20 protein-coding genes and 1 tRNA gene are annotated in these 24,967 nt (G+C 60.0%); 7 read left to right on the plus strand and 14 right to left on the minus strand.

Going from position 1 to position 24,967, the window contains the following annotated elements; translation table 11 throughout:
• Window positions 1-287: 287 nt before the first annotated feature.
• On the plus strand, window positions 288-1,241 hold the full coding sequence (locus tag AC1DA5_RS10030; protein WP_092648737.1) for a PfkB family carbohydrate kinase: 954 nt from the start codon (window positions 288-290) through the stop codon (window positions 1,239-1,241).
• A 15-nt stretch (window positions 1,242-1,256) separates the two neighbouring features.
• Here AC1DA5_RS10030 and AC1DA5_RS10035 read toward each other — a convergent pair whose 3' ends face one another.
• Complete coding sequence (locus tag AC1DA5_RS10035) at window positions 1,257-2,018, minus strand: isoprenyl transferase (RefSeq protein ID WP_058237078.1); 762 nt, start codon at window positions 2,016-2,018, stop codon at window positions 1,257-1,259.
• 248 nt (window positions 2,019-2,266) lie between these two features.
• Here AC1DA5_RS10035 and trhA point away from each other — a divergent pair, with 248 nt between their 5' ends.
• Together trhA and greA are read left to right on the plus strand one after the other, a co-directional pair.
• Window positions 2,267-2,950, plus strand: a complete 684-nt coding sequence (trhA, locus tag AC1DA5_RS10040) for a PAQR family membrane homeostasis protein TrhA (protein ID WP_092649124.1) — start codon at window positions 2,267-2,269, stop codon at window positions 2,948-2,950.
• A 204-nt stretch (window positions 2,951-3,154) separates the two neighbouring features.
• Window positions 3,155-3,640 (plus strand): transcription elongation factor GreA, encoded by a 486-nt coding sequence (gene greA / locus AC1DA5_RS10045; RefSeq protein WP_058237079.1) that lies wholly within the window; start codon window positions 3,155-3,157, stop codon window positions 3,638-3,640.
• A gap of 199 nt (window positions 3,641-3,839) precedes the next feature.
• Here the strand turns inward: greA and AC1DA5_RS10050 are convergent, their stop codons facing one another.
• Window positions 3,840-5,348 (minus strand): AI-2E family transporter, encoded by a 1,509-nt coding sequence (locus tag AC1DA5_RS10050; protein ID WP_070725729.1) that lies wholly within the window; start codon window positions 5,346-5,348, stop codon window positions 3,840-3,842.
• Window positions 5,349-5,649: 301 nt separating this feature from the next.
• Between AC1DA5_RS10050 and msrA the strand changes: the two genes are divergently transcribed.
• On the plus strand, window positions 5,650-6,270 hold the full coding sequence (gene msrA / locus AC1DA5_RS10055; RefSeq protein ID WP_092648738.1) for a peptide-methionine (S)-S-oxide reductase MsrA: 621 nt from the start codon (window positions 5,650-5,652) through the stop codon (window positions 6,268-6,270).
• Window positions 6,271-6,400: 130 nt separating this feature from the next.
• On the opposite strand, the gene AC1DA5_RS10060 is transcribed toward msrA, so the two are convergent.
• The 3 genes from AC1DA5_RS10060 to AC1DA5_RS10070 all read right to left on the minus strand — a co-directional run bounded on the left by AC1DA5_RS10060 (window position 6,401) and on the right by AC1DA5_RS10070 (window position 8,184).
• Window positions 6,401-6,799: an FKBP-type peptidyl-prolyl cis-trans isomerase gene (locus tag AC1DA5_RS10060; RefSeq protein WP_058237082.1), complete on the minus strand. Its 399-nt coding sequence runs from the start codon at window positions 6,797-6,799 to the stop codon at window positions 6,401-6,403.
• A gap of 42 nt (window positions 6,800-6,841) precedes the next feature.
• Window positions 6,842-7,801 (minus strand): Bax inhibitor-1/YccA family protein, encoded by a 960-nt coding sequence (locus AC1DA5_RS10065; RefSeq protein WP_092648739.1) that lies wholly within the window; start codon window positions 7,799-7,801, stop codon window positions 6,842-6,844.
• A 309-nt stretch (window positions 7,802-8,110) separates the two neighbouring features.
• Window positions 8,111-8,184: transfer RNA gene (locus AC1DA5_RS10070), tRNA-Leu, on the minus strand.
• Between the two features lie 196 nt (window positions 8,185-8,380).
• On the opposite strand from AC1DA5_RS10070, the gene nhaA reads away from it, so the two are divergent.
• Window positions 8,381-9,802 carry a Na+/H+ antiporter NhaA gene (gene nhaA / locus AC1DA5_RS10075; protein WP_480290138.1) on the plus strand — a complete coding sequence of 474 codons (1,422 nt, stop codon included), beginning with the start codon at window positions 8,381-8,383 and terminating at the stop codon, window positions 9,800-9,802.
• 105 nt (window positions 9,803-9,907) lie between these two features.
• Here nhaA and AC1DA5_RS10080 read toward each other — a convergent pair whose 3' ends face one another.
• The 9 genes from AC1DA5_RS10080 to galT all read right to left on the minus strand — a co-directional run bounded on the left by AC1DA5_RS10080 (window position 9,908) and on the right by galT (window position 21,895).
• Window positions 9,908-10,906: a Ppx/GppA phosphatase family protein gene (locus tag AC1DA5_RS10080; protein WP_070725754.1), complete on the minus strand. Its 999-nt coding sequence runs from the start codon at window positions 10,904-10,906 to the stop codon at window positions 9,908-9,910.
• A 77-nt stretch (window positions 10,907-10,983) separates the two neighbouring features.
• Entirely contained in the window at window positions 10,984-11,523 is a 540-nt protein-coding gene (locus tag AC1DA5_RS10085; RefSeq protein WP_070725734.1) for a DUF501 domain-containing protein, read from the minus strand.
• Window positions 11,520-12,425, minus strand: coding sequence for an FtsB family cell division protein (locus tag AC1DA5_RS10090; RefSeq protein WP_193599967.1), 906 nt, complete (start codon window positions 12,423-12,425; stop codon window positions 11,520-11,522). Before AC1DA5_RS10090 ends, AC1DA5_RS10085 begins: the two co-directional genes overlap by 4 nt.
• Window positions 12,426-12,587: 162 nt before the next feature.
• Entirely contained in the window at window positions 12,588-13,868 is a 1,281-nt protein-coding gene (gene eno / locus AC1DA5_RS10095) for a phosphopyruvate hydratase (protein ID WP_058237087.1), read from the minus strand.
• A 200-nt stretch (window positions 13,869-14,068) separates the two neighbouring features.
• Window positions 14,069-14,665 (minus strand): hypothetical protein, encoded by a 597-nt coding sequence (locus tag AC1DA5_RS10100; protein ID WP_058237088.1) that lies wholly within the window; start codon window positions 14,663-14,665, stop codon window positions 14,069-14,071.
• A gap of 193 nt (window positions 14,666-14,858) precedes the next feature.
• Window positions 14,859-18,536: a transcription-repair coupling factor gene (mfd, locus tag AC1DA5_RS10105; protein WP_480290140.1), complete on the minus strand. Its 3,678-nt coding sequence runs from the start codon at window positions 18,534-18,536 to the stop codon at window positions 14,859-14,861.
• A gap of 94 nt (window positions 18,537-18,630) precedes the next feature.
• Window positions 18,631-19,242: an aminoacyl-tRNA hydrolase gene (pth, locus tag AC1DA5_RS10110; protein ID WP_092648745.1), complete on the minus strand. Its 612-nt coding sequence runs from the start codon at window positions 19,240-19,242 to the stop codon at window positions 18,631-18,633.
• Between the two features lie 141 nt (window positions 19,243-19,383).
• Window positions 19,384-20,685 (minus strand): galactokinase, encoded by a 1,302-nt coding sequence (gene galK / locus AC1DA5_RS10115; RefSeq protein WP_371935792.1) that lies wholly within the window; start codon window positions 20,683-20,685, stop codon window positions 19,384-19,386.
• A 1-nt stretch (window position 20,686) separates the two neighbouring features.
• Window positions 20,687-21,895 (minus strand): galactose-1-phosphate uridylyltransferase, encoded by a 1,209-nt coding sequence (galT, locus tag AC1DA5_RS10120; protein ID WP_058237845.1) that lies wholly within the window; start codon window positions 21,893-21,895, stop codon window positions 20,687-20,689.
• Window positions 21,896-22,199: 304 nt separating this feature from the next.
• Between galT and AC1DA5_RS10125 the strand changes: the two genes are divergently transcribed.
• Entirely contained in the window at window positions 22,200-22,742 is a 543-nt protein-coding gene (locus tag AC1DA5_RS10125; RefSeq protein ID WP_070725743.1) for a 2'-5' RNA ligase family protein, read from the plus strand.
• A 127-nt stretch (window positions 22,743-22,869) separates the two neighbouring features.
• Window positions 22,870-24,594 carry a YihY/virulence factor BrkB family protein gene (locus AC1DA5_RS10130; protein WP_480290142.1) on the plus strand — a complete coding sequence of 575 codons (1,725 nt, stop codon included), beginning with the start codon at window positions 22,870-22,872 and terminating at the stop codon, window positions 24,592-24,594.
• Window positions 24,595-24,967: the final 373 nt, after the last annotated feature.

The following is a 24,967-nucleotide window of genomic DNA, read 5'->3' on the forward strand; positions in this document are numbered from 1 at the left end:
TGAACAAGCAGACGGCGCTTTCAGGTAGGCGACCACTCGCGGTCACGTCGCCTCTAGCACCGCCCGAGCGCACACCGTCCCTGGCACCGCTCGAGCGCACACCGCCCCTGGCGCCACATGACCGCACTCCGCCCCGTTCTCCTCGACAATGGAGTCTGCAGGCGTTGCCAATTTCCGCTGCATACCCACATTCGATAGGCTAAGCACAGAACGCACTCGTGCGCTCTTCCCCACCAGTTCGGGCGCACCCGCACAGAAGCGTGTACGTCACCAGTCAGGAAGTTTCAATGGATATCTTGTCTGCCCCGCATATCCTCGCCATCGGCGAGTCCCTCGTGGATATTCTGCACCGCCCCGACCGCCCCGATGATGTTGTGGAGACACCCGGCGGCTCTCCCGCAAACACGGCGATGACACTGGGTCGCCTGGGTCGTCCGATTGTGCTGGAAACGTGGCTGGGCCGCGATGAACGAGGGCGGACAGTGGCTGAACACTTCCGCGACTCCCACGTCTATATTCCACTGGAATCTTTCGGCGCAACACGCACAACGACGGCAACTGCCACGCTGAATGAGCGAGGTGCCGCGACCTACACCTTCGATATTGAGTGGGCTCCGCGCACGCCTATCCCTGTTTCTCCCCATGCCCAAATCGTGCATGCCGGGTCGATTTCCGCTGTTATTCAGCCAGGTGGCCCCGCCATTCTTGACGCGCTGCACCGCGCACACGATCAGGCCATCGTCACCTACGACCCGAATATCCGCCCCGACATTATGGGCTCACCGGAAGAATCGATCGACACGATCCTCGACTTCGTGCGTGCAGCCGACATCGTGAAGGTCTCAGATGAAGACATCGCATGGCTGACGAATGATGCACCACTGGACGAGGTCGTGTCTGATTGGCTCGGACTTGGCCCGTCGCTTGTCATCGTCACCCGCGGAAGCAAGGGTGCCATGGCTCGTTCAGTGAGTGGCATGCAGTGCGCGGCCACCCCTGCTGATATCCCAGTGGTTGATACTGTCGGCGCGGGTGATTCGTTCACCGGCGGCATTATTGACGCACTGTGGGGTCTTGGCCTCGTGGGGGCTGACGCGCGCGAAGCGTTGCGGACCCTTGACGAGGCGACCGCAATGAAGATTTTGACGCGAGCCTCACGAATTTCAGATATCACTGTTTCGCGTGCCGGCGCCAACCCACCGTGGCTGTCGGAGCTGAGCGAGTCGGAGCTGAACGACTAGCTCGCCTGCGCGCAATCAACGCCCCATACGCCGTTCACGTTGCGCATAGGAGCGTAGCGCGCGCAGAAAATCGACGCGTCGGAAGTCAGGCCAGTACGCCTCACAGAAGTACAACTCGGTGTGAACACTCTGCCAGATCATAAAGCCGGACAGCCGCTGCTCACCCGAGGTGCGAATCACAAGGTCCGGATCAGGCTGCCCCTTGGTGTACAGATGATTCGTGATGTCCTCGTCAGTGAGCGAATCAGCAACTTCTTCCAGCGTGCGCCCCTGAGCAGCCGCATCTCGCAGCAAAGAGCGCACCGCATCAGCAATCTCATGACGCCCGCCGTAGCCAACCGCGATGTTGACGCTCAGGCCATCCATATCTTTCGTCGCGTCCTGGGCGCTGCGCAACTCGTCGGCAAGATCCTCGCTGAGCAGTGACAAATCACCGACAACACCGATTTTCCAGCGACGCTGAGCGGCCAAGGCGCGCACGGCCTGCCCAATAATGTCAAAAAGCTCGTCGATCTCATGCTGATCGCGCTCCAGATTGTCGGTAGAGAGCATCCATAGCGTGACGATCTCAACTCCGACCTCTTCGGCCCACTCCAAAAATTCTGCAATTTTCCCGGCACCGGCGCGGTGACCGTGAGACGCTGTGGTTCCAATGGAGCGCGCCCAGCGGCGGTTTCCATCCAAGATGACCCCGACGTGACGGGGAATCGACCCATGAGCGATTTCAGAGCGTACTCGCCGTTCATACAGGTCGTAGAGCAAATTCCATTGCGCCATCGGGACCTCCCATATGTTCTTGCACCAACTGTATACCTCACGCCTCGAACTCAGAGGGCGAAGGATTGCCCCGTGGATTTCGCCTATGGAGATTGTGGCGGTCCCACTACCTAACTTACGGTATCGTAGGGAAGAGGGCGGGGTGGTCATCACGGCCCCATCACAGCGCCACCGCGGCGCCCCGCGGCCCCCACCAACGCGTCACTGTCCCTGCGAGAATGCGAGTTCGGTAAGGAGAGATGTCAGACATGAAGATTGCATCTATTCACCCCACCCAGTGGGTTCCAGAACAGCTCATTAGCGTCAAGCCGCACTTTCGCGGATGGCTCCATCTGGTCGCCACTCCCCTGTCACTGGCCGCCTCGATCGTTCTCGTGTGCCTGGCACCTACCACAGCGACTACATGGGCCTCGGCTGTCTACCTTGCCGCATCGCTCATCCTGTTCGGCATCTCGGCGCTTTACCACCGTTTCTACTGGGCTCCCAAATGGGAGACGCTATGGCGCAGACTCGACCATTCAAACATTTTCCTGCTGATCGCCGGCACCTACACACCGCTGGCTGTCGCCCTCCTGTCCCCGCATGATCAGGTTGTTCTGCTCTCGATCGTGTGGACAGGTGCCATCGCAGGCATTCTCATTAACCTGTTGTGGCCGGCAGCGCCCCGCTGGCTGGCAACGCTGCTGTACGTTGTGTTGGGCTGGACCGCCATATGGTATCTGCCCGCTCTGTGGTCTGGTGGTGGCCCCGCCGTCGTGTGGCTCGTCATTGCAGGTGGTTTGCTGTATACACTGGGTGCCCTCGTCTATGCGACGAAATGGCCGAATCCCTCGCCCAAGTGGTTTGGTTTCCATGAGATCTTCCACTCGTTCACGATCCTGGCGTGGGCGTGTCAATGCGTCGCCGTGTACATCGCGGTCCTGACTGCTTAAGCGTGTGCCACCAGCGGCGTTGATTGTTTTGTCATCATTGACGAGGGTGGCCCATGCGCCGTTTCGTCCGGAGATGAAAACGAGACTTTCGCCGCTTTGGATATGGCTTTAGTCGCTCTTATTGTTACACTGACCCCAGTTCATCGTTTTGTCGCTCCGGCACCACACCACGGTGCCGGACTTTTTCATTGAAAGGAAGGAACCATGGCGGACACTCAGTGGCTGACACGAGCCCAATATGATGCCCTCAAGGCAGAGCTGACTGAGAGAATCGAGCAGCGTCGCCCGGAGATCGCCAAACTGATCGATGCGGCTCGCCAGGAAGGCGATTTGAGGGAGAACGGCGGCTACCATGCTGCCCGAAATGAGCAGTCCATGAACGAAACGCGTATCCTCGCACTTCAGGAGATGCTCGAGCATGCGGAGGTGGGAGAAACTCCCGCCAACGATGGCGTGGTGGAGCCTGGAATGGTCGTCACTGCAACGGTGGCTGGCCGTGAGCAGAAGTTCCTGCTCGGCTCACGCGATGCCGGCGGCGATCTGGGTATCCAGGTGTTCTCCGCTCGCGCACCGCTGGGTGCAGCGGTGATGGGACATAAGCCTGGCGACAAGCTGACCTATGAGGCGCCCAACGGTAAGACCATCGAGGTTGAAATTCTCGAGTGTGTGCCTTACGGACAAGAAGGATAATTACTCTCCAGACGGGTGCTCCCCGAAAGAGCGGCTGACTGTGTTCAACCGTCTCTTTCGGGGAGTTTGCTATATGAAGGGCCCACGCGCATGCACCTGCCAGCCTGCGAGTGAACGTTTAATTAGAGTTTTGGTTCACCGCGTCGATGCCGGCTCAGCGTGATCGCCGAGCGCATCAACGCTTGCTCGAGGCGTCAGCTCACCGCGTTGAGGAGGATGAGCCTGCTGGGTCGCCCTCGTCGCTGGATGATCCACCCCGGGCCGCAGCAATTTCGTTGCTGTCACCCTGCGCTCGATCATCGTCAGCGTGAGAATCGTGAGCGTCAGCGTGGCTGCCGCTATGGGAAGTATCCTCGTCTGAATCTGACTTGACGGCTTCGTTCTTGTTGTCCTTGATGCCGTCACCGTCTTCGTCATCATCAGAGGCATAGGACTGCGCGACCATCTCATCCAACATTCCTGGCGGGCCTCCAGGTCTGTCCTCCTGATCGCGAAGGGCGGGTATGGGGTCATATCCGTGCAGGTAAAGGAACGTTGAGTTCAGGAATGCTGCGATCGGCACGCCGAAAAGAGCGCCGGGAATGCCGGCGACCGCGCCGGCACCTGCCACAACCAGCAGGACGGCGACTGGGTGCAGGGATACTGCAGAGGACATGAGCCAGGGCTGCAGAATATTACCTTCGATCTGCTGGACGGCGAGGATGATCAGCAGCATGAACAGTGCGCGCGCCACACCCTGATCCACCAGGGCAACGAGGACGGCAATGGTTCCAGACACCAGGGCGCCAACGATCGGGATGAACGAGCCGAAAAAGACAAGCACGGTGATGGGGATCGCCATCGGCACGCCCAGTGCCCACGCACCGATACCGATACCGATTGCATCAATTGCGGCAACTTTGATCTGCGTGCGCACGTATGCCGACAGGGTGACCCATCCGCGGATCGCTGATTCGTGGACCGGGCGGCGCGCTGGCGCCGGGAACAGGCGCACCACCCACAGCCAGATCCGCCTGCCTTCGCGCATGAAGAAGAACAGGCAGAACAACATAATGAGGGATCCGGTTAGAACTGACGCAAGAGAGCTCGTCAGGCTCAGTGCGCCTGTTGCGAGGGCCGAGGAGTGTGCGCTCAAGAACTGGGTGACTTCTGTGCGGATTGTCTCGATGCCCTGTTCAATGGTGGCCGTCTCAAGTCCGAACGGGCCGTTAGATACCCATTCGACCGCTTTATCGAGGCCTTGGGAGGCTTTGGAGACAAGGGATGGGACCTGCCGGATGAGTTGTCCGGCGGCTCCAGCGATGATTGTCACGACGACGAGGAGGGCGACGACCAATCCGGTGGCAGCTGCGGCTGTCTGCGGAAGGCGAACCTTGACGTGCAGGAAGCGCACCAGCGGCTCCAGCAGGACTGTCAGAAGGACGGCAATCGCAACCGGAAAGACAATCAGGGACAGTTGGACCGCTCCCCACGCCACGACGGCAACGGCAGCGATAATGATCAGGAGGCGCCACGACCATGCTGCAGCCACACGCACAGACCATGTCACGCCCTCGCTTGCGTCACGAGACCGAGGCGAGACATCAGGCTCATGGAAGCTCACGACTTCGTCGTGGTCGCGAGACGATGAATGGGAGCGGCGTCGTGGCCATTTGCCCATCCAGTTATTCAGCCGTTCGGTATACCGCGTGTCGTGGCTTTGCGCCATGGTGATCCTCACTTTCAGTGGAGCGTCAACAGTCAACCTGCATCTGGCTGGCGCAGTTCGCGTCGCGGGGCGAGCGTGGCCCACCTCGTCAAATATGCACGGTGCCCCTGATCCGAGGCGGCACGTGCCAGTTAGAGACGGTTCTCATCGCGAGATGTGTGCGAGGACAGCGTGAAGCGCAGGTTAAATGTCGCACGATAGTCTACGCGACATTCATGCTCTCAGCGCAATTAAGGGGAAGCGGGTGGGCATTTGCGTACGGCAATGAGACAATATCGGCACCAAGAGAAAGCGAGCCACAATGTTTGAGTTCCACAACGCCATCAATGTGCATGATGATCCGAACCGTCACGTTGTCCTGGGAACTCCGCTGGATATGGAACCTGGAGAGGGCCAGGAGCTGATCTATTTCGCTGCTGGCTGCTACTGGGGAGTCGAAAAGATTTTCTGGGAAACACCGGGGGTTGTGGCCACTGCCGTCGGCTTCATGGGCGGGCATGCTGATCATCCAACTTACAAGCAGGTGTGTGCCGGCGGAACCGGGCATCTCGAGACTGTGCGCGTCGTGTATGACACGTCGAAGATTTCCACCGGCCAGATCATTGCCACGTTTTTTGAAATTCACGATCCCACGCAGGGGGACCGTCAGGGCGGCGATATTGGCCATCAGTACCATTCGGCGATCTGGACGACCACTGATGAGCAGTACGACCTTGCCGTGCGCACGCGCGAGGCCTACCACGACACAATCAGTGAGCATGGCTTCGGAGCCATTACCACCCATATTGCGACGGCGGCCGATGGCGGGCAGTTCTGGTTCGCAGAGGATTCCCACCAGGGCTACCTGTTTAAGAACCCCGATGGTTATCAGTGCCATTCACGCACGGGCTATGCGTGCCCCGTTCTGAAGTCCCGTTCCTGAAGCTGGCGCTGCTGCTCGGGTCGCTCTGATCTCAGCCGAGGTCTCAGTCTTTTAAATCAAAAGGGTCCTTGCGGATGTGTCCGCAAGGACCCAGTGAATTGAGACGTATCGATGATGCCTCAAGGTGGTGCTAGTGCACTCCCAGAATGTCAGTCACGAAGACCAGGGTGTCTCCACCTTGGATACCTGCCTGCGGTACCCCGTGGTCGCCGTACCCGTATTCTGCCGGAATTGACAGCAAGACGCGTGAGCCAACACGCTGCCCGACCAGGCCATCATCCCATCCGCGGATCACCATTCCCACACCGATCTGGAAGCTCAGTGCCTGGCCTCGGTCATAGGAGTTGTCAAAAACCTGTCCGTTCCACACCTGGCCCAGGTAATGGCACTGAATCGTGTCGCCCGGCTCCACTTCCTGGCCATCACCCGCGCGCAGCACTTCAATCAGCAGCTCATCGGAGGGCTGTGCATCTGTGAATGCGACAGTCGGCTTGCGTCCAAACTCGCCTTCGACGTGAACGTTTTCCATAGTGCGTTGTCCTTACTGTGACGTGTAATGATGAAAGCGAGTCTACTCGCGGAAGTATGACAGGAGGCGCAGAATCTCCAGATACATCCACACGAGAGTCACCATCAGCCCGAATGCGCATGTCCAGGCAAACTTTGAAGGAGCCCCCTGCTCGACGGCCACCTTGGCCACCTCGAAATCACCAATCAGGCAAATCGCGCCGATGAAGACGCAGAAGACACCGATGAAGACCCCCAGCGGGATTCCCATAACCGTGATGGAGCGCAGTGACGAGTCGAGCACGCCGGTGATGTTGAGCAGGAACGACACGATCGAGAAGGTGATGATGCCGAACAGAGAAATCATGGCAAACCTGGCCATCTTCGATGAGTAGCGAACTTTGCCAGACGCATACAGAGCCAGTGTGACGCCAAAAACGCTCAGAGTACCCACAACCGCCTGAAGGACGATCCCGGGATACACGATTTCCATGACTGATGACACGCCGCCCAGCGCGAGGCCTTCAGCAGCTGCGTACACCATCGTCAGTCCCGGCTTCGGTGAACGTGAGAACGAAATAATCAAAGCCAGCACGAATCCGACGGCCAGGCCGCCAAACATCAAACCAAGCCCCATCGACGGGTTGGCACGCGTGACAGCCCATGCTCCGGCAGCTGCGACAAGCAGAATCCCAAAAAGGATTCCGGTCTTGACGATGACATCGTCGATTGTCAGTCGGCCACGATCCACCGCATCAGCAGACGGCTGGTTGTAACGCTGCTCAAATTCCTCAAACTGGTCCGCCTGCTGAGGGTAACGAGGGTACCCCTGCTGCGTTGCAGTGCCGGCCGAAGCGCCAGCGCCAGCCTGATGGGCGTAAGGATCAGCGTACTGCTGCGACTGGTAATTGGTATATCCGCTGTTGCCGGGGGCATACCCTGGCATTCCTGGATAGCCAGCTGGAGTGGTCTGCGCCGAGCGCGTCTCGTCTTTCACCAGCTTCTTCAACACGGGGTTGGACATTGTGCCTCCTTCTGGCCAGCGCGCCCCGGGAACAGGCGTTGCCGGAAACAGACTGACCCACTACTACCTGTCTTAAGGTTTTCACGTTTGCGGCCCGACCGCTAGCCCATCGGGGTCTTTCTTATTGAGCCGACAGCGAGATCTGGCGATCCCTTTCGGCGCGCCTCTCGCCCTTCACCAATCCAAGGCCAGCTCTCCACAGAAGAGTTTCCGAGTCAGAATTCGCATGGGACTCCCTCGTCAATGAACCTGCCGCGTCCGGCAAAGACCCGGCGAGCATCATTTCTGCCGCTTGCGTGCCCGACTCCGTACCCCCAGTCAGATTCGAACTGACAACACATCGATTTTAAGTCGATTGCCTCTGCCAATTGGGCCATGGGGGCATGCCAACCTCACAAGCCTGGCTCATGGCTCGTGACGGCAGCGTGCCTAGTTTACACGCACTTCCGGCCGTCATCCCACACGAGCCGCGCCCACGCCTCGACAACGCATTACCCACACATTGCCTGTGCCTTATGATCGAAGGTAGCCACATCTCCATCACAGCGGTTCCTCGTCGCGAAGGAAGGTTCGATACGAATGACTCTCGGCTCGTCTGAAGAAACTACCTCCACCGGTGGAGCCACACGCGAAAAGCGCAACACGCCTCGAATCCCGTATCGCAGTGATGGGATTGTGCATCGTTCGCGTCACAACTTCCCCGGTGCGCGACTTCAGCAGCGCCCGCCGATTTTGGTGTCAGCTCTGCCGCGCAAACGAGTTTATGCATCCTCGTCGAACGCGAGTGTGGGGCACCGTATTCGCAATGCTTTCCAAGCCATTCCGCGACTCCTCGCTGACGAGACGCGAACCGGTTTGCTGCTCATTGTCGTTGCACTCATCGCTCTCTTCCTGGCAAATTCCCCCTGGGAACCGATCTACAGCGCTATTTCGCACTATGAATTTGGCCCTGAATCGCTCGGGCTGCATCTGTCAGTGCACGAATGGGCGGCCGACGGACTGCTCACCATCTTCTTCTTCGTTGTCGGCCTGGAGTTGAAGTCAGATTTTGTGACCGGACCGCTGCGTGACATCCGGGAAGCGGCACTACCCATGTTGGCGGCCGCTTTCGGCATGGTCGGACCTGCCACCATCTATGTGCTGATCCAAACCATCACTGGTTCCGATCACTTCCACGGGTGGGCCGTGCCAACTGCAACTGATATTGCCTTCGCGGTGGCACTCCTGGGGATCTTTGGACGAGGCCTCCCACCTGCCGCGAGAACCTTCCTGCTGACTTTGGCAGTTGTCGACGATCTGCTGGCCATCATCGTCATTGCAGTGTTCTATTCATCTGGCCTGAACTGGCTGGCGCTGGGCGGAGCACTGCTGACGATCGTGGTCTTTGGTTTCCTGGTGCAGCGCCAGATCGCCAAGTGGTGGCTGCTCATACCTTTGGCTGTGGTGGCGTGGGCACTCATGCTGAACTCCGGCGTTCACGCGACGATCGCAGGTGTCTGCCTGGGCATGGTTGTGCCTGCCAAACGCATCAGGAACCGCCAGCTCACTCACGAGTTTGATGAGAAGCTCAGTCCGTGGTCAGCGGGCCTGGCTCTTCCCGTTTTCGCATTCTTCGCCGCTGGCGTACCCGTCATGGGTGGCGAGGGGGGCCTGAGCGCAGCGCTAACCGACCCAATCACTATTTCCGTCGCAGTCGCACTGCCGCTGGGCAAGCTGATCGGCATCTGGGGGTCGGTCGCTATTCTGACGCGCTACACCCGCCTGCGCTTGGGCAACGGAGTGGACCTGCCCGACATTGCCGCGATCGGCATGCTGGCCGGCATCGGATTCACGGTCGCGATGCTGGTAGCCGGGCTTGCGTTCCCGGGCGAAACCGAAGTGTTCCATGCTCGCTTCGGCGTGATTCTCGGTACATTTGCTGCCGCGTTGTTGGGGGCTATTGCCCTGCACCAGCGTACAAGCGTGCGCGCCCGTGGAGCGCACGCGTCAAATCAGCACTGAACGTCCGAGCACGGCGATCCGACGCTGAGCGATCGCGGCACAGACCCAGACTTGGTCAGCACTGCGCGGTTTACGCCGCCGGCGCACTGAACACCTGCTGAGCGTCTACTCCTTCACCTGAGACAAGGCGATCCCGTCCAAAATGTCGTGCTCGGACGTCACCCAGCGATCGATTGTGCCGAGTGGTCGCGTACACGCGACTACTCGCGCACAAATGCGGGACCAGATCAGTGCGCCGGCGGCGATCACGTCTTCGCGTCCTTTCGGCATGAACCCCAGAGCAGCCTTGACCTTGACAGGCTGATCGATCATGAAGCGGATGGCGCGTTCCCCCTCGTCCATCGTGAACACGGCACCGTGGATGCGTTCAGGCATGTAGCGATCCAAGCCCAGCGCCTGCGCGGCAATAGTCGTCACCGTGCCGGCGACGCCCACCAATGTTCCCACTGCGCCAAAATCAATGACCGAGGCAGCACGATCCAGCTGCTCGTCGATCCACCGGGTGGCCTCGGCTTCGGCCTGCGGATCAATCCCCTGCTCAGAGTCACAGTGCGCGAAGAAACGTTCCGTCACTCGCACAGACCCCATGTTGAGCGAGATCGCCTGTTCGACGCCTGTTGTGCCGATGACCAGCTCAGTGGAGCCACCACCAATGTCCACCACCAGTGCCGGACGCCTCGCCTGAGAATCCAACGCGCTCATCGCTCCAGCAAAGGACAAAGCGGCCTCTTCCTCGCCGGGCACCACTTCAGGCTCCACGTTGAGCAGTTCACGCACCCCGTCGACAAAAACATCGCGGTTCTGCGCATCTCGGCTAGCCGAAGTCGCCACAAAACGCACGGAATCCACATTGTGACGCTTAATAAGCTCCGCGTATTCTCGCACCGCTTCCAGCGTGCGTTCAATTGCGTCGGGGTCGAGACGCCCTGTCTTATCAACGTTGTAGCCCAGACGAACGATCCGCATCAGGCGCGTGATGTCCCACATCCGCACAGATCCCGTATCGTCTCGCTCAACGTCTGCGATCAGGAGCCTGATTGAGTTGGTTCCGCAGTCGATGGCTGCCACACGCCGAGGGTGGCGCAGCTGTTCTGGTTCAGTCATAGTCACGGCGCTCATTGTGTCACGTTTGAAGGCGGCGTGGATGCCTCGCTGCAGGCCATCGTATTGTCGCGACTCGTCTAGCACATGCAGCGGTCAGACTGCCACAGATTGCGCTCGGCAAGGATTTCGAGTGCTTTGTCGCCCGCCGGGTTGCCTCCGGGGCCTGCGACGAGGGAGTGCGCGACAAGCGCGTGCAGACATTTCACGCGAGTTGGCATGCCACCGGCAGATACGCCGTCGATCTCCGGCACTTCACCCAGCGTCCGACGAAAAGCGATATAGGAGTTGTGAGCATCGCGGTAGTGCCTGGCAGCGTCCTCGTCAATCCTGATCCACTCATTGAGGTCTTCCATCACATGCTCTGCTTCCAGCGTGGAGCATCCACGCACGATCGGTGGGCACGTAAGGTAGAAAGTCGTCGGGAAAGGCGTACCGTCATCCAGGCGCGGGCGAGTCACGACAACGGTGGGCCGTCCGCACACACATCTGGCGCCGATAGAATCCACTCCACGCGGCAAGCGTCCGAGCTGTTCGCGCACCACTTCCAGGTCCTTTTCGGTGGCCGGCGACAGCTCCGGCAACTGCCTTGCGTCAGTGTCGCTGCCGTGGATGTTCATTTCTCGTCTCCTGATTGACTGAAGTTCAGTGGAGTCTGGTCTTTGGCGTCGTGGGTTGCTTCTTCAGGGTTGTCCGCATCGATGACCGATTGGGCAAGAACCTGAATCCACGGCTTATCCGGGCCTCGTTTGTCGTTTTCCTGCGAGGAGGCATCCTCGTATCCTGGCCCTGGGTCCTTGACCGTGTACTGGGTTTCTCCCGGCTGGACATATCCGAGGCGTGAGCGGGCCTGCGATGCCACGTACGTCGGGTCCTTCCATAAGTCGAGCTGTTCGTGAAGCTCGGCGTTGCGTTCCCTGGCCTGTTCGACACGCACCTGCATATCTTTCAGGTCCTGGCTCTGCCTGAACCATTGGTACGCGGAGGGAATGAGTAGGACAGCAAGCAGCGCAGCCATGATGCTGATTGCGAGGAATCGGACCGAAATTGTCAGTCCGCCGAAAGAGATGTTGCGCGACGAAGCGTCACTGCGTGCTGTCTTTGCGCCCCGTCCGCCACTACGTTCCTTCGTCTTCGTCGCCGCGTCCGGTTGACGGTTCCGGCGAAAACGTGATGCGACAGATGCTGAGCGTGAAGAGTCCGAGCCTCCTGTTTTCAGGCGGGGTCCCGCCAGGCCGATGCGGCGCAGGCGATCCGAATGGAAGCGGCCCTTCGGCGAATCCTGACTCGCTTCGGCGCCCGACTCACGCGATTCATCTGCCCTGTCGTTTACTGCGCCGAGAGAGGGCCGAGTAGATATCTGGCTGTCGCTATGTGAATCCGTTTGATCTCCATGGGATCGCCGGATTGGGCGAGAGCGACGCTGCTGGCTGGCTGGCGTCGACGAGGGGCGTGACGCACCAGAAGTGCGTCGACGAGGCGCGTGAGGGCGCCTCGGATCATGATGCGACGAATCAGCCATGTTCTCATCGTGCCTTAAAACACTTCGAGCCGGGCGATCCGCTTGCGGCATGTCACAGTCGTTCTGGTCATATTCCCGTGAAACAGCTGTGCGCCGAGTGGTCGCATGCAAGCGACCACTCGGCGCACATTAAAAAAATAAGCCGTCAGGGCTTCAGTGTTCTCAGGCCTTGAAGCGTGGGAACGACGATGCGCCTGCGTACACGGCTGCTTCAGCAAGCTCTTCTTCAATGCGCAGCAGCTGGTTGTACTTGGCGACACGCTCTGAACGTGCCGGAGCACCGGTCTTGATCTGACCGGAGTTGGTGGCAACAGCAAGATCAGCGATCGTCGTATCCTCGGTCTCGCCGGAGCGGTGCGAGGTCATCGTGCGGTATCCGTTGCGGTGTGCTTCCTCAACGGCATCCAGCGTCTCGGTCAGGGAGCCGATCTGGTTGACCTTGACCAGCAGTGCGTTAGCCACGTTCATCTCGATGCCCTTGCGCAGGCGATCGGGGTTGGTGACGAACAGGTCGTCGCCCACCAGCTGAACACGGTCACCGATCTGAGCGGTCAGTGACTTCCATGCGTCCCATTCGTCTTCTGACAACGGGTCTTCGATGGAGACCAGCGGGTAGTCAGAGATGAGCTTCTCGTAGTAGGACACCATGTAGTCAGTGGAGCGGCCTTCACCCTCGAACTGGTACATGCCATCAGCGAAGAACTCGGTGGAGGCAACATCCAGTGCTAGTGCCACGTCTGCGCCCGGCTTGTAACCGGCCTTTTCGATGGCTTCCACGATCAGGTCGAGTGCTGCCGAGTTGGACTCAAGGTTGGGGGCGAAGCCGCCCTCGTCACCCAGGCCGGTGGACAGGCCACGGCTCTTGATGACGCCCTTGAGGGTGTGGTAGACCTCTGCACCCCAGCGCAGTGCTTCACGGAAGGTCGGAGCGCCGATTGGGGCAATCATGAATTCCTGAATATCCACGTTGGTGTCTGCGTGAGAGCCGCCGTTGAGGATGTTCATCATCGGGACAGGCAGAACGTGTGCGTTCGGGCCGCCCAGGTAACGGTACAGGGGCAGTCCGGCAGACTCTGCGGCAGCCTTGGCCACTGCGAGCGACACACCCAGGATGGCGTTTGCGCCCAGCTTGCCCTTGTTGTCGGTTCCGTCGAGGTCCAGCATGGCCTCGTCGATGACGCGCTGGTCGGTTGCGTCCTCATCGATCAGCTCAGCGCCGATCACCTCGGTCACTGCATCGACAGCGTCCTGTACGCCCTTGCCCATGTAACGATCCTTGTCGCCATCGCGACGTTCGACCGCCTCGAAGGCACCGGTTGATGCACCGGAGGGAACGGATGCGCGGGAAACGGTGCCGTCCTCCAACAGAACCTCGACCTCTACGGTCGGGTTGCCTCGAGAGTCGAGGATTTCGCGTGCCCCGATTGTCTCAATCCTTGCCACGTCATTCTCCTTCGTGATTGTGTGCGTGGAGCTGTCGCGTCTCACAGTAGTACGCAACGGTTGTAAAACACACCCCTGATGCTCGAAAAACGTGCTCGTGACCTTCACGTGTACGTGTTGACCTGCACTTGAGCGACATTGGTCCCTCATTCGGCGTGAGCCGCGCAGCGTGCATCGAGGTATGTCTCACGTTTTAAATTTTAGTGGGTATGGCCGCTTTGGCTGTCTGTGTCAGTCGATGCATCCCCGTCGCTCTTCGGCGCCTTGACATCTGCGGGTGTCACGATGTCGGCAAGCGTGCTGGCCTGCTTTGTGTTCGCCTGGGCGGTGTAGTACCGCGGGTTAATGTCGATTTTTTCCTTCGTGTAGTACTGTTCCAGTTCCTGCTGGATCGTCTGGAGATCATTGCCGTCGACCTGCAGCTGCTGCAGGACCATCTCTCCTCTGAAGACGTCGAGGACGCTGGCGGGTACATTTTCCGGGGCTTCAAGACCACGAGATGCAGCTACTTGCTTCATGAGGTCAAGAACCTGGTCGTCAGTAAACGTCACGTCTTTGTCGTGTCCCATGCGATTCTGGAAATAGCTGGACGTCAGGAGCCTGAGCGCATCCACGCGACTGACTCGCTGTGCCACAACATCGGGAAGTGCAGTGGCAACTTCCGTGACGGTTTCTTCGCTGATGTTGTGGTCTCCGATTCGCGCCGCCGCGCCTGGGTGAGCTGAACATCCCGTAATGACGAGTGCCAGCCCGGCAAGAGTTGCAACGAAGCCAGCTATTCCCCGTTTTTGTGCCACCGAGATCCTCCTTAGGTCTTGTGCGTGTCTATTCTACGTCACGTTGACCGATGTGCCGCACCAAGGGGTGAGAAGTCCCGCTCCCCTCGCTCATGAACGAGGACGACTCACCCAGGTACTTGCGCCGAGTGGTCGCATGCACGCGACCACTCGGCGTTTCAAGGTGTCGGGCTTCTATGTTCGCGGGGAGTGATCACCGGTCTTTAACGCCGGGGGCGCCGCCTTCTGATGAGGCGGCGAAAGGCACGATGATCGTGTCAACGACATTCAGCGTCCACTCGATGAGGGCGCTGTCTGCCAAGGGCTGCCCACCGATGTGGGCGGTCATTGGGATGGGAACCAGGATCTGACGCACCGCAGTCTTAATGACTGCGCCAGGGTGCAGCCGCTTCAGGCGCATCATCTGTGAATCAGCAAGTTCGACGGGTGCGAACTTGATGTACCGTCCCTGAGTGGCGACCTCTTCGACACCGACCTGGCGCAGGCGCTCACGCAGTCGCGCAATGTCGAACAGCAAATCCACCTGAGGAGGAATTGGGCCGTATCGGTCGGCCAGCTCATCGCGCACATCGCTTTCCTGTTCAGGCGTGCTCACGCCTGCAATCCTGGCGTATACCTCGAGCCGCAGGCGCTCGCTCGTCACATATTCGGCAGGAATATGCGCATCCACGGCCAGATCCACTCGCACGTCCACCTGTTCGGCGGGGCGCTCCCCTTTAAATGTTGCCACTGCGTCAGCCACCATACGCACGTACAGATCGAACCCCACGCCCTCGATATGACCTGATTGCGCGCCACCCAGCAGGTTGCCGGCACCGCGGATTTCGAGGTCTTTTTGCGCAACGTGCAGCCCGGCGCCCAGATCCGTGAACTGGGCGATTGTCCGCAACCGTTCATGGGCCGTTTCGGTAAGAGTGCGGTCAGCTGGGTAAAAGAAGTAAGCGTAAGCGCGTTCGCGCCCTCGTCCCACTCGGCCACGCAGCTGGTGCAGCTGTGACAGACCGAACGCGTCAGCCCTGTCCACAATCAGGGTGTTTGCATTGGAAATATCCAGGCCGGTTTCCACGATTGTCGTGCACACCAGCACGTCGAAGTCGTGGTTCCAGAAATCAACGATGACGCGTTCAAGTTCGTGTTCGGACAGTTTGCCGTGAGCGACACGGATGCGCGCTTCGGGTACCAGTTCGCTGAGGTGAGCAGCCACCGTGTTGATGGATTCGACACGGTTATGGACGTAGAACACCTGCCCGTCACGCAGCAGCTCGCGCCGGACTGCAGCGATAACCTGCGCATCCGTGTATGCGCCCACAAATGTCAGAACCGGCTGACGCTCTTCTGGCGGTGTCTGCAGGATCGACATTTCACGGATACCGGAAATCGCCATTTCCAGTGTTCGAGGGATAGGTGTTGCCGACATGGACAGCACGTCCACATCAGTGCGCAGCGCTTTGAGTGTCTCCTTATGCTCGACACCGAAACGCTGCTCCTCGTCAATGACGACTAGACCCAGATCCTTGAAGCGGACCATGCCCGTCAGCAGGGCGTGTGTGCCGATCACCAGGTCAATACCACCGGACGCAAGTGCCTCCTTGACCTCTTCAGCTTCTTTCGGCGTGGAAAAACGTGACAGTGTCCCAATTGTGACGGGGAAACCGGCATAGCGAGCGCTGAAGGTGTCATAGTGCTGCTGGACCAGCAAGGTGGTGGGAACCAGCACAGCAACCTGCTTGCCGTCCTGGATGGCTTTGAACGCCGCGCGCACAGCGATCTCGGTTTTGCCGTATCCCACGTCTCCTGTCAGGAGCCGGTCCATCGGCATGGGCTTTTCCATATCAGCTTTGACTTCATCGATTGTCACGAGCTGATCAGGGGTTTCCACATATGGGAACGCATCTTCAAGTTCGCGCTGCCAGGGGGTGTCAGCGCTGAACGCGTGCCCTTTTGTTGCCTGGCGCGCGGCGTACAGGCGGATCAGCTCAGCGGCGATTTCCTTGACGGCTTTACGAGCTTTGGCTTTGGTCTTCGCCCAGTCAGCCCCACCCATCCGGGTCAGTGTCGGCTGATCCGATCCCGTGTATTTGGAGACCTGATCCAGCGAGTTCGTCGGCACGAACAGACGGTCCCCAGGTTGTCCCCTGCGCGAGGGAGCGTACTCAATGACAAGGTAGTCGCGCGTGACGGCGGACGCTCCCCTGCCCACAGTGCGTGAGACCAGTTCGAGGAAGCGTCCGATCCCGTGCTGTTCGTGAACAACCAGGTCGCCGGCGTGCAGTGTCAGCGGATCGACGCCCTTCCTGCGCCGCGACGGCATCTTCCTCATATCGCGAGTGGTCGCTCCCACGCGACCAGTCAGGTCCTGTTCAGTAAGGACTGCCAGGTGCTGATCGGCCATTACAAACCCGGCGCCGGCTTGCGCGGTCGTCACGTGCACGACACTTTCTTCAGGCGCGCGCGTCAACTCCTCTACCACTCGCGCCGGCACGTGCGCATCGTTCAGTATCGAGGCGATTCGTCGCCCGGGCCCAGGGCCTTGAGTGGTCACCACCATGTTCCACCCGGCGTGTGACAGCTCAGCCAAATCGGCGCACGCTCGATCAAAGTCACCGCGATATGGGCGTACTTCTCGAGCACCGACTGCCATCAGTGTCGGTGAGACCACCACGGCGTGCGCCTCGTGGGTCTGCAAAGCACCCGGCTCGTCGTCCGTATCCACACCTCGGTCATCCTCGACAGCGATCAGCGCATCGGCCAGTTCTGCCGGCGCCAGTGAGGAGACCTCCCACCGCGCAAGTCCGGAAGCCTGCCACACTTCGTCCACGTCACGGAACGAAGCGTCGCGCGCTTCCAGTGGAACAGTGCCACCATCGGCCGCTGCGGTCCATGCTGCCTGGAGGAATTCCTCGGTGGTTGACACAAGGTCGGCTGCGCGGGCACGCACCCGCTCCGGCTCATCCATGATGAGCACGCTGCTCTCGGGAGCGATGTCAAGGACGGTGTCCATGCGCTCCACCAAAGCAGGGGCCAGAGACTCCAGGCCTGCGCTGTAGATCCCTTCACTGGCCAGTTCCAGAATCTGCGCCGCGCCCGGCAGGGTGTCAGCAGCATGGCGTGCCTTTTCACGGACCTCGTCGGTTAGCAAGAGTTCTCGACACGCCACCGCCCACAGGCCGTCGGTAGCTGCGCCGAGGGTGCGCTGGTCAGCCATGGAGAACCAGCGAATCTCGTCAACCTCATCGCCCCACAGTTCGACGCGTAAAGGGTGTGCTTCCTGAGGTGGGAAAACGTCGAGGATGCCGCCTCGGACGCTGACCTGTCCGCGTGCCTCCACCATATCCACGCGTTCGTATCCCAGTTGTGTCAGACGGTCAACCATGCTGGGCAGATCCACCATGTCCCCTACTTTGACGCGCACCGGCTCCAGGTCGGCCAGCCCGTGGATGACAGGTTGGAGGAATGCGCGGACCGGCATGACAACAATGGACAGTGGCGCGGTCGCCGGGTCGGTTGGATCCGGGTGTGTCAGCCGGCGCAAGATGGCGATACGTTGGGCCATCGTGTCCACCTGGGGTGACAGTCGCTCATGCGGCAGGGTTTCCCACGAGGGGAACATGCCCACATTCGGCACCCATGCAGACAATGCGTCAGTCAGCCTTTCGGCTTCTCGCCCCGATGCCGTGATGATGATCAGAGGTCCAACGGTGGACGGGTCCGCCTCGTCAATGAGCCTTTCGCGCGATGCGAGGGCGTACATGCCGGGTCGAATGCCTTGCGGGGCGACGATGGTGCCGCTCAGGGACCGTGACAGTGAAGTGGCGAATTGTTGAACTGCCTGGTCGGCTCCGATCAGGTCCATCAAGCCGTTCAATTTCATGACATCTTCCTCATGTTTCACTGGGATGGGTACATGTGGCGAGGGCGCTCAGTGGGCGGGCGGAATCACTGCGATGGCGCAAACACAAAGGATTTTACTGCGGCGAGCTATGCGAATGCAGGCGCTGTTGGGCCTCCGGGAAACCGTTTAGTGCCACGTCTTCAATCACGTCAGCGGCCTTTTCCACTGTCACGTCCCACTCAGTGCGGTCGCGCGCTGAAAGCTGTGCCAAAACGTAGTCTGCAGGGTCCTGCCTGCCCGGAGGCCTGCCGATTCCGACACGCAACCGGTGGTAAGCCCGCGTCCCCAGACACTGACTGAGCGATTTCAGGCCATTGTGGCCGCCTTCTCCCCCGTCAAATTTCAGACGCAGGTCGTGTTCGGGCAGGTCGAGGTCATCGTGAATGACGAGGATACGGTCGGGCGCTATGTGTGCGAAGCGAGCCAACGCACTGATCGAGCGACCCGACGTATTCATGTATGAATCGGATGTGGCCACGAGAACTTGCGGTCCTGGCGCGCCCCCTGGTCTGATGCCCAGGCGGATACTCGCCATGTGCGTCCCGCTCTTGTGTGCGGTCAGGGTCGCACTGCATCGTCCCGCCAGAGCATCGATCACCATGTGACCGACATTGTGACGGGTGCGCGAATACTGGGCGCCGGGATTTCCCAGCCCCACAATCAGCCATGGGGTTTCATCACTCATAGATCTGATTGTGCCATTGTGGGAGTTTTCAGCTGCCACGGCTGGTCGAATGTCACATCTGTCGACGATTCGCCACCACAAGGGCCGCCGCGGTATTTCAGCCACTGATCGAGGTACTGACGACCCCTGTGACGCGCCACGTTACTCAGCGACTTTTCCTGCAGGTTCTTCAGGCGTAGCGATCAGGAACTGCGGCGCTTCGAAGCCGTGCTCAGCAAAGGCATCAGCGACAGCCCGGGCCACGTCTCGCGCAGCAGACTCATCGACGAGGGCGATCGCCGAGCCGCCGAAACCGCCACCTGTCATGCGTGCGCCATGTGCTCCACTGGCTCGCGCCGCATCGACGGCCACATCCAGTTCCGGACAGGTCACCTCATAGTCATCACGCAGCGAGTCATGGGACGCGTCCAAGAGCGCGGCGCAGCGATCCAGCCGCTCACCGACGAGCGAGCCGGAAGCCAGCTCGTCAATGAACGTGCGTGTGCGATCAATCTCCGTCAGAACGTGACGCACGCGAGCGCGCATCACCTCGCCAGGCAGCTGATCCAATGCCGCTTGTTCATCGTCGATGTCGGCCAGCAGATCGACACCAAGGATGCCTGCGGCCTCTTCGCAGGCCTGTCGGCGCTGGGCGTATTCGCCGGTTACATGCGAATGCACGGCGCGCGTGTCGATCACCAGGAGTGCCAGGTGGTCGTGAGCCAGGTCAAATGGGATCGACCGCACGGACATATCGCGGCAGTCAAGCTCCAGTGCGTGTCCCTTCGTGCAGCGCATCGATGCAGACTGATCCAGCCCGCCTGTATTGGCGCCCGCAATGTCGTTTTCAGCGCGCCGTGCGGCATCCACCAGGAGTGCGCGGCCCGCATCATCATCGTCACCACCGAGCAGGTTGAGGTCTTCCATGTCGTTGATCGCCACGGCCATCGCGCATTCCAAAGCGGCAGAAGACGACAGTCCTGCACCCAGAGGCACACAGGAATGCAGCGCCGCATCGAAGCCGCGCAGCGGCCCAAAGCCGGCCTGCTCCAGGGCCCATGCCACGCCCACAAGGTACGCAGCCCAGCCGGATACTTCGCCGTCAGTCCCGCGCCGGTCAACGGTGTCGAGGTCGAACTCGTCGATATGGTCGCGCGTCTGCGGAGACACGAGGCGTACGTGGCGGTCAGATCGCGGTGTGGCAGCGATAAATGCACGGTGTGGCAGCGCGATCGGCAGACAGATGCCACCGTTGTAATCCACGTGCTCACCGATGATGTTGACACGGCCAGGTGCGTGCCACACGCCATCCGCATCTGCGTTGAATGTTTCGCGGAACAGGGTGCGCGCGGCGAGGGCCCCCTCGTCAAATGTCAAGGGGTCGTTGAACGTGAGGTCCTCTGTCTTGGCTGAGCCGCCCTCGTGCATGGAGTCAGCCTGCTCGGGTGTGTGTGGGGTGGTCATATCACCACACCTCCTTGAAACGGTCAGCGATCTTTTCGGGAGACGTGTCGGAAATCCACGCACCCATACCTGATTCCGAACCAGCCAGGTACTTCAGTTTGCCCGGCGCGCGCAGGAATGAGAAGAACTCCAGGTGCAGGCGCAGTTCGTCGCCTTCAGGTCCGATTGGCGCCTGATGCCAGGCCGCGATGTACGGCAGCTCGATGGCCGAACCGTCCGGGTTGACGAAGAAGCGATTACCTGCCTGTAGCAAATGCAGGTAGAGGTCAGCCAGTTCTTCACGTTCTTCCTCGGTCAGATGCGCAATGTCGCGTACGTGGCGACGTGGGACGAGGTGAGCTTCGACGGGCCAGCGCGCGGCTCCGGGGGTGAACAGCACCCAGTGTTCGCTTTGATCGAGGATACGGCGTGCACTGCGCAGCTCGGTGTCCACGATATCGTCGAACAGGTTGCGACCAGTCGCTTCGCGGTGGGCCTGAGCCTGAGTCAGCATTTGGCGGGTGCGGGGCGTCAGATAGGGGTAGGCGTAGATCTGGCCGTGTGGGTGCGAGAGTGTGACGCCAATTTCCTTGCCGTGGTTTTCAAAGCAGAAAACCTGTTTGATGCCGGGCATTGCTGACAGTTCGCGGGTACGGTCCGCCCACGCTTCGATCACGGTGCGCATGCGCTCATGGGAGACGGTGGCCAGTGAGTCTTCAAGGTTCGGGGTGAAGCAAATGACTTCGCATCGTCCCGCGGCTGGCGCCCTGCGGTACAGGTCATCACCGTCGAGACCGTTCACGGGGATCACACCGTCAGCTGCTGCGATTTCCTGCGCCTGTTCTGGGGTTGCCATGAGGGAGGGGAAGCGGTTTTCGAAGACGACGACGTCGTAGTCTGTGTCGGGTATCTCCCCGTCGGAGTATTCGGCGCCCGGTCGTGCCGGCGCCAGCGGGTTCGCGTCTGCTGGCGGAAGGAATGTACGGTTCATGCGGTGGGTCGCCATCGGGATCCAGTCCCCGGTCAGCGGGTCTTTGCGCATCTGAGGTCCGGTCACGGGATGAACGGTCCCGTCCTCCCCTTCAATCGGTGCGAAACGATCCGGCAAGGGCCGCGGGTCATCGAGGCGACGAGTGCGCTGTCCTGATACATATTCGGGGGAATCGTCGAAATAAAAGAGGTCTCGCCCATCGGCAAGTTTGGTGGCAGTTTTGCGCACCTGAGCACTCATCGCTGTGTGTCCTTCCACGTTGTCAACGAAGTTCTTGAGAGACGTTCATTTCTCGGTGCCCCGTCCGTGTCCCCACAGGCAGGCCACGTCATAAGTTTACGTTGCCATAGAGGTTTGTCACCACCACGGGGACGGCTCGTGACCTAGGTCATGGCATCTACCTGCGTTGCGACCTTCACCTCACAGCCGCACCACCTTCATCTCACAGCCGCGCCATCCCATGTACTCTTAAAAGGTCAGTCGCGCAGCGGCACCCTGGTCGCTTCGCCACGCAGCTACCTCATTGCAGAAATGGCGGTGATCCATGTTCCTGCCTCCGCGCCTTGACGGCCAGGAATGGATGGGAGCAGTCATCGCCATTCCGGAGCCTTGGGTCAGCGAACTGACAGAGTTGCGTCTCGGGCTGGGTGACGTCAACGGCTCTCGTGTCCCCGCCCACATCACCGTCATGCCACCGATTGCCGTGCCGGTGGAAGATCGCACCCGAATCATTCGCCACCTCCGCTCCGTCGCGCAACGCCGCCAGCCGTTCCGCATCACCATTAAAGGTACTGACACGTTCCGCCCTCTGTCCCAGGTGGCGTTCCTGACTGTGACGCAAGGCATGGATGAGTGCCGCAGCCTTGCAGACGATGTGCGCACCGGCCCACTTGACTACACCCTTCGATTCCCCTACCACCCTCACGTCACACTAGCTCAGGATGTTGATGACCCAGCCATTGACCTGGCTCTCGACGTCGCCGCAGATTTCGAGGCCTCTTGGATGGTTCCAGGATTTCGCCTGGACCGCGTGGACCCCACTGGCATGTATTCCTCGCTCGCCCTTTTCGATTTCGAAACGAAGTAGGAACGCGGATGCGGCAGCCTCCCTCGTCAATTTTCGTGATCGACGAGGGGAGACGGCCGTCCCCTGTTGAGCAAATTCTGCCTATGCATAGCGAGCGCGCGCCGCGTCAACACCGTAGATTATGAATATGACGGCAAGCACGAACGATACTCAACACGATTTGTCGGCTACCAACGTGGGATCCACCGTTGCGCCGCCGAGCCCGCGCTCAGTACCCGGAACGTTCACGGGCACCGTGCGCGAATCGGATCTGACCTATCGTGATGAGCCATCTCCGAATGCTCCCGGTTATCATTCAGCCGAACTGGCCGGCACATATTCCGACGAAACCAAGCGCGCCTCGCATCTGCGCGGCCCGGGATTGCGCGAGACCCTCGCTACTCCGGGTCTGGTCGACAAGATCAAGGCACTGATTCAGTGGTGGAACCGGACGCGCCTGGCACGAGCATTGGCGCGATACAGTAAGCGTTCCGGTGGCTTGTTGTCAGGCGGTATGGCGCTGACAACGCTCCTGTCGCTGTCCGCAGCACTGGTCGTTGGCTGGACCATCTTCATGGCGGTGCTGGGAAATAACGCGGAGCTCAAAGAGGCTGTCATCAACGGTGTCAACAATGCGATGCCGGGCGTCATCGATGACGGCACGAACGGCGGGCTGGTCAACCCCGACAGTCTGCAGGTCTCCACCGCAATGTCAATCACGTCGATCGTTGCCTTCGTCGGCTTGGTGTGGTCCGCTCTGTCGGTTGTGGGGTCGCTGGGCATGGCGATTCGTTCGATGTTTGGGCTGGTGAGTGCCCCGGTTCCCATCTACAAGTCGATGCCGCGTAACCTGCTCGGCGCTCTCTGCCTGGGCGTGGGAGTGCTGGTGAGCGCCGTTTCCTCCGTAGCTCTGCGAGTGTTCGGCGATTGGATTTTCTCGACTCTGGGAATCGACGCCGGTTTCGGTAAAATTGCATTGAACATTACGAGCCTGCTGGTCGGTTTTGCGGTTGATTTCGGCGTGTTCATTGTTCTGATTCGAATCGTGGCGCTCGTTCATCCACCTCGACGCGACCTCATGTGGGGTGCCGCATTGGCTGCCCTCGCCGCCGGGGTGCTGCGCTTCTTGGGAACGTCCGCTGTTGGCGCCGTGTCGGGCGCAGTGTTGACCACTGCGACGACGCTGGTCACGCTCATTTTGTGGATTAACCTGCAGATGCGTGTCATTTTGCAGATCAGTGCGTGGGTTGCGAATCCGCCTGCAATCCCGCCGACCGATAAGTCCTCTCTGATTCACTTCAATGAGACGCCGAACTATGTCACGCTGGGTGTCCCTCGTACTTTGGAGTGGCCACACCACGCTGTGACCGGAGAGGTCGAACCGACCCCCGATCCCCCCAAGCTTTCCGATGCTCCGCTAGCCATTGACGCCTCATACCACCCCTCATTCAGCGAGGGCGAATTGGCGGCTCTAGCCAGCATGTCGCCGGAAGAAATTTCTGAACACCGTAAGGAGAAGCAGGCTCGTATGAACTTCCATCAGGCAATGAAACGTGGAGAGAATCTGGCTGACGAACGTGAAGCTCGCGGTGAAAAAACTCCGTGGAACGTCGAGGACGCCAAGCGCGAAAAAGAGGAGAAGCGTCGTCAGGCCGATGCGCGCGAACAAGTTGACGCACTGAAAGACGATGCGGATAAGCGTCACGAGGATGAGAATCGGCGTGATGCTCTGGCTCTGGGCGAACGGCTGCTCCAGGAGCGCGAGGCTGCCGGCACTGCTCCTGACAATGCTGAGAGCACGTCAAGCAAGGATTCCGCTCAGAACACCGACATGTCAGGTACGTCCGAGGTTATCGACCGCGCCGACAAGTAGCAGTAGTTTCAAGCCCCGCGCGGGGATGTCCCTGCTGCACGTTGAGCTTGGAGCCTGAGCCGGTCGTTCAAGCCCCGCGCGTGGGGAATGCCCGCTCTCCTCGTGCCTTGTGTTGTCGTGGCTGAAGACTGGCCCTCGTGTCACCGTGCGTGGGGGGTAGGTGTCCTCCCCCTCTTGTAACGCCTTTCGCGGAGGCATGAGTGCCTCGCTCTTTGTCTCGAGTGCGAGATGAGAGATACGCCTTTCCTCTTTTCGTCCCCGAGGTTCGATTTGGCGTGGTGGTGGGTTCGTTGTATGGCTGTGGGTGGTGCGTGTGGTTGGGTGGGTGGGCTTGTGACCTGTGGGAATGCTTGGCCAGTGGGGTCAGTGCGGG

The organism is Pauljensenia sp. C0254C2 (genome assembly GCF_056583835.1).

Excerpts from the sequence above, each read along its gene's own strand:
- AC1DA5_RS10130 (WP_480290142.1), top strand. The coding sequence starts at position 22,870 with ATGACGGCAAGCACGAACGATACTCAACACGATTTGTCGGCTACCAAC.
- greA (WP_058237079.1), top strand. The coding sequence starts at position 3,155 with ATGGCGGACACTCAGTGGCTGACACGAGCCCAATATGATGCCCTCAAG.
- pth (WP_092648745.1), bottom strand. The coding sequence starts at position 19,242 with ATGAGTGATGAAACCCCATGGCTGATTGTGGGGCTGGGAAATCCCGGC.
- galK (WP_371935792.1), bottom strand. The coding sequence starts at position 20,685 with ATGACCACCCCACACACACCCGAGCAGGCTGACTCCATGCACGAGGGC.
- mfd (WP_480290140.1), bottom strand. The coding sequence starts at position 18,536 with ATGAAATTGAACGGCTTGATGGACCTGATCGGAGCCGACCAGGCAGTT.
- msrA (WP_092648738.1), top strand. The coding sequence starts at position 5,650 with ATGTTTGAGTTCCACAACGCCATCAATGTGCATGATGATCCGAACCGT.
- AC1DA5_RS10085 (WP_070725734.1), bottom strand. The coding sequence starts at position 11,523 with ATGAACATCCACGGCAGCGACACTGACGCAAGGCAGTTGCCGGAGCTG.
- AC1DA5_RS10125 (WP_070725743.1), top strand. The coding sequence starts at position 22,200 with ATGTTCCTGCCTCCGCGCCTTGACGGCCAGGAATGGATGGGAGCAGTC.
- AC1DA5_RS10090 (WP_193599967.1), bottom strand. The coding sequence starts at position 12,425 with ATGGCTGATTCGTCGCATCATGATCCGAGGCGCCCTCACGCGCCTCGT.
- AC1DA5_RS10080 (WP_070725754.1), bottom strand. The coding sequence starts at position 10,906 with ATGACTGAACCAGAACAGCTGCGCCACCCTCGGCGTGTGGCAGCCATC.
- AC1DA5_RS10065 (WP_092648739.1), bottom strand. The coding sequence starts at position 7,801 with ATGTCCAACCCCGTGTTGAAGAAGCTGGTGAAAGACGAGACGCGCTCG.
- trhA (WP_092649124.1), top strand. The coding sequence starts at position 2,267 with ATGAAGATTGCATCTATTCACCCCACCCAGTGGGTTCCAGAACAGCTC.
- AC1DA5_RS10050 (WP_070725729.1), bottom strand. The coding sequence starts at position 5,348 with ATGGCGCAAAGCCACGACACGCGGTATACCGAACGGCTGAATAACTGG.
- AC1DA5_RS10035 (WP_058237078.1), bottom strand. The coding sequence starts at position 2,018 with ATGGCGCAATGGAATTTGCTCTACGACCTGTATGAACGGCGAGTACGC.
- galT (WP_058237845.1), bottom strand. The coding sequence starts at position 21,895 with ATGAGTGCTCAGGTGCGCAAAACTGCCACCAAACTTGCCGATGGGCGA.
- AC1DA5_RS10030 (WP_092648737.1), top strand. The coding sequence starts at position 288 with ATGGATATCTTGTCTGCCCCGCATATCCTCGCCATCGGCGAGTCCCTC.
- AC1DA5_RS10060 (WP_058237082.1), bottom strand. The coding sequence starts at position 6,799 with ATGGAAAACGTTCACGTCGAAGGCGAGTTTGGACGCAAGCCGACTGTC.
- nhaA (WP_480290138.1), top strand. The coding sequence starts at position 8,381 with ATGACTCTCGGCTCGTCTGAAGAAACTACCTCCACCGGTGGAGCCACA.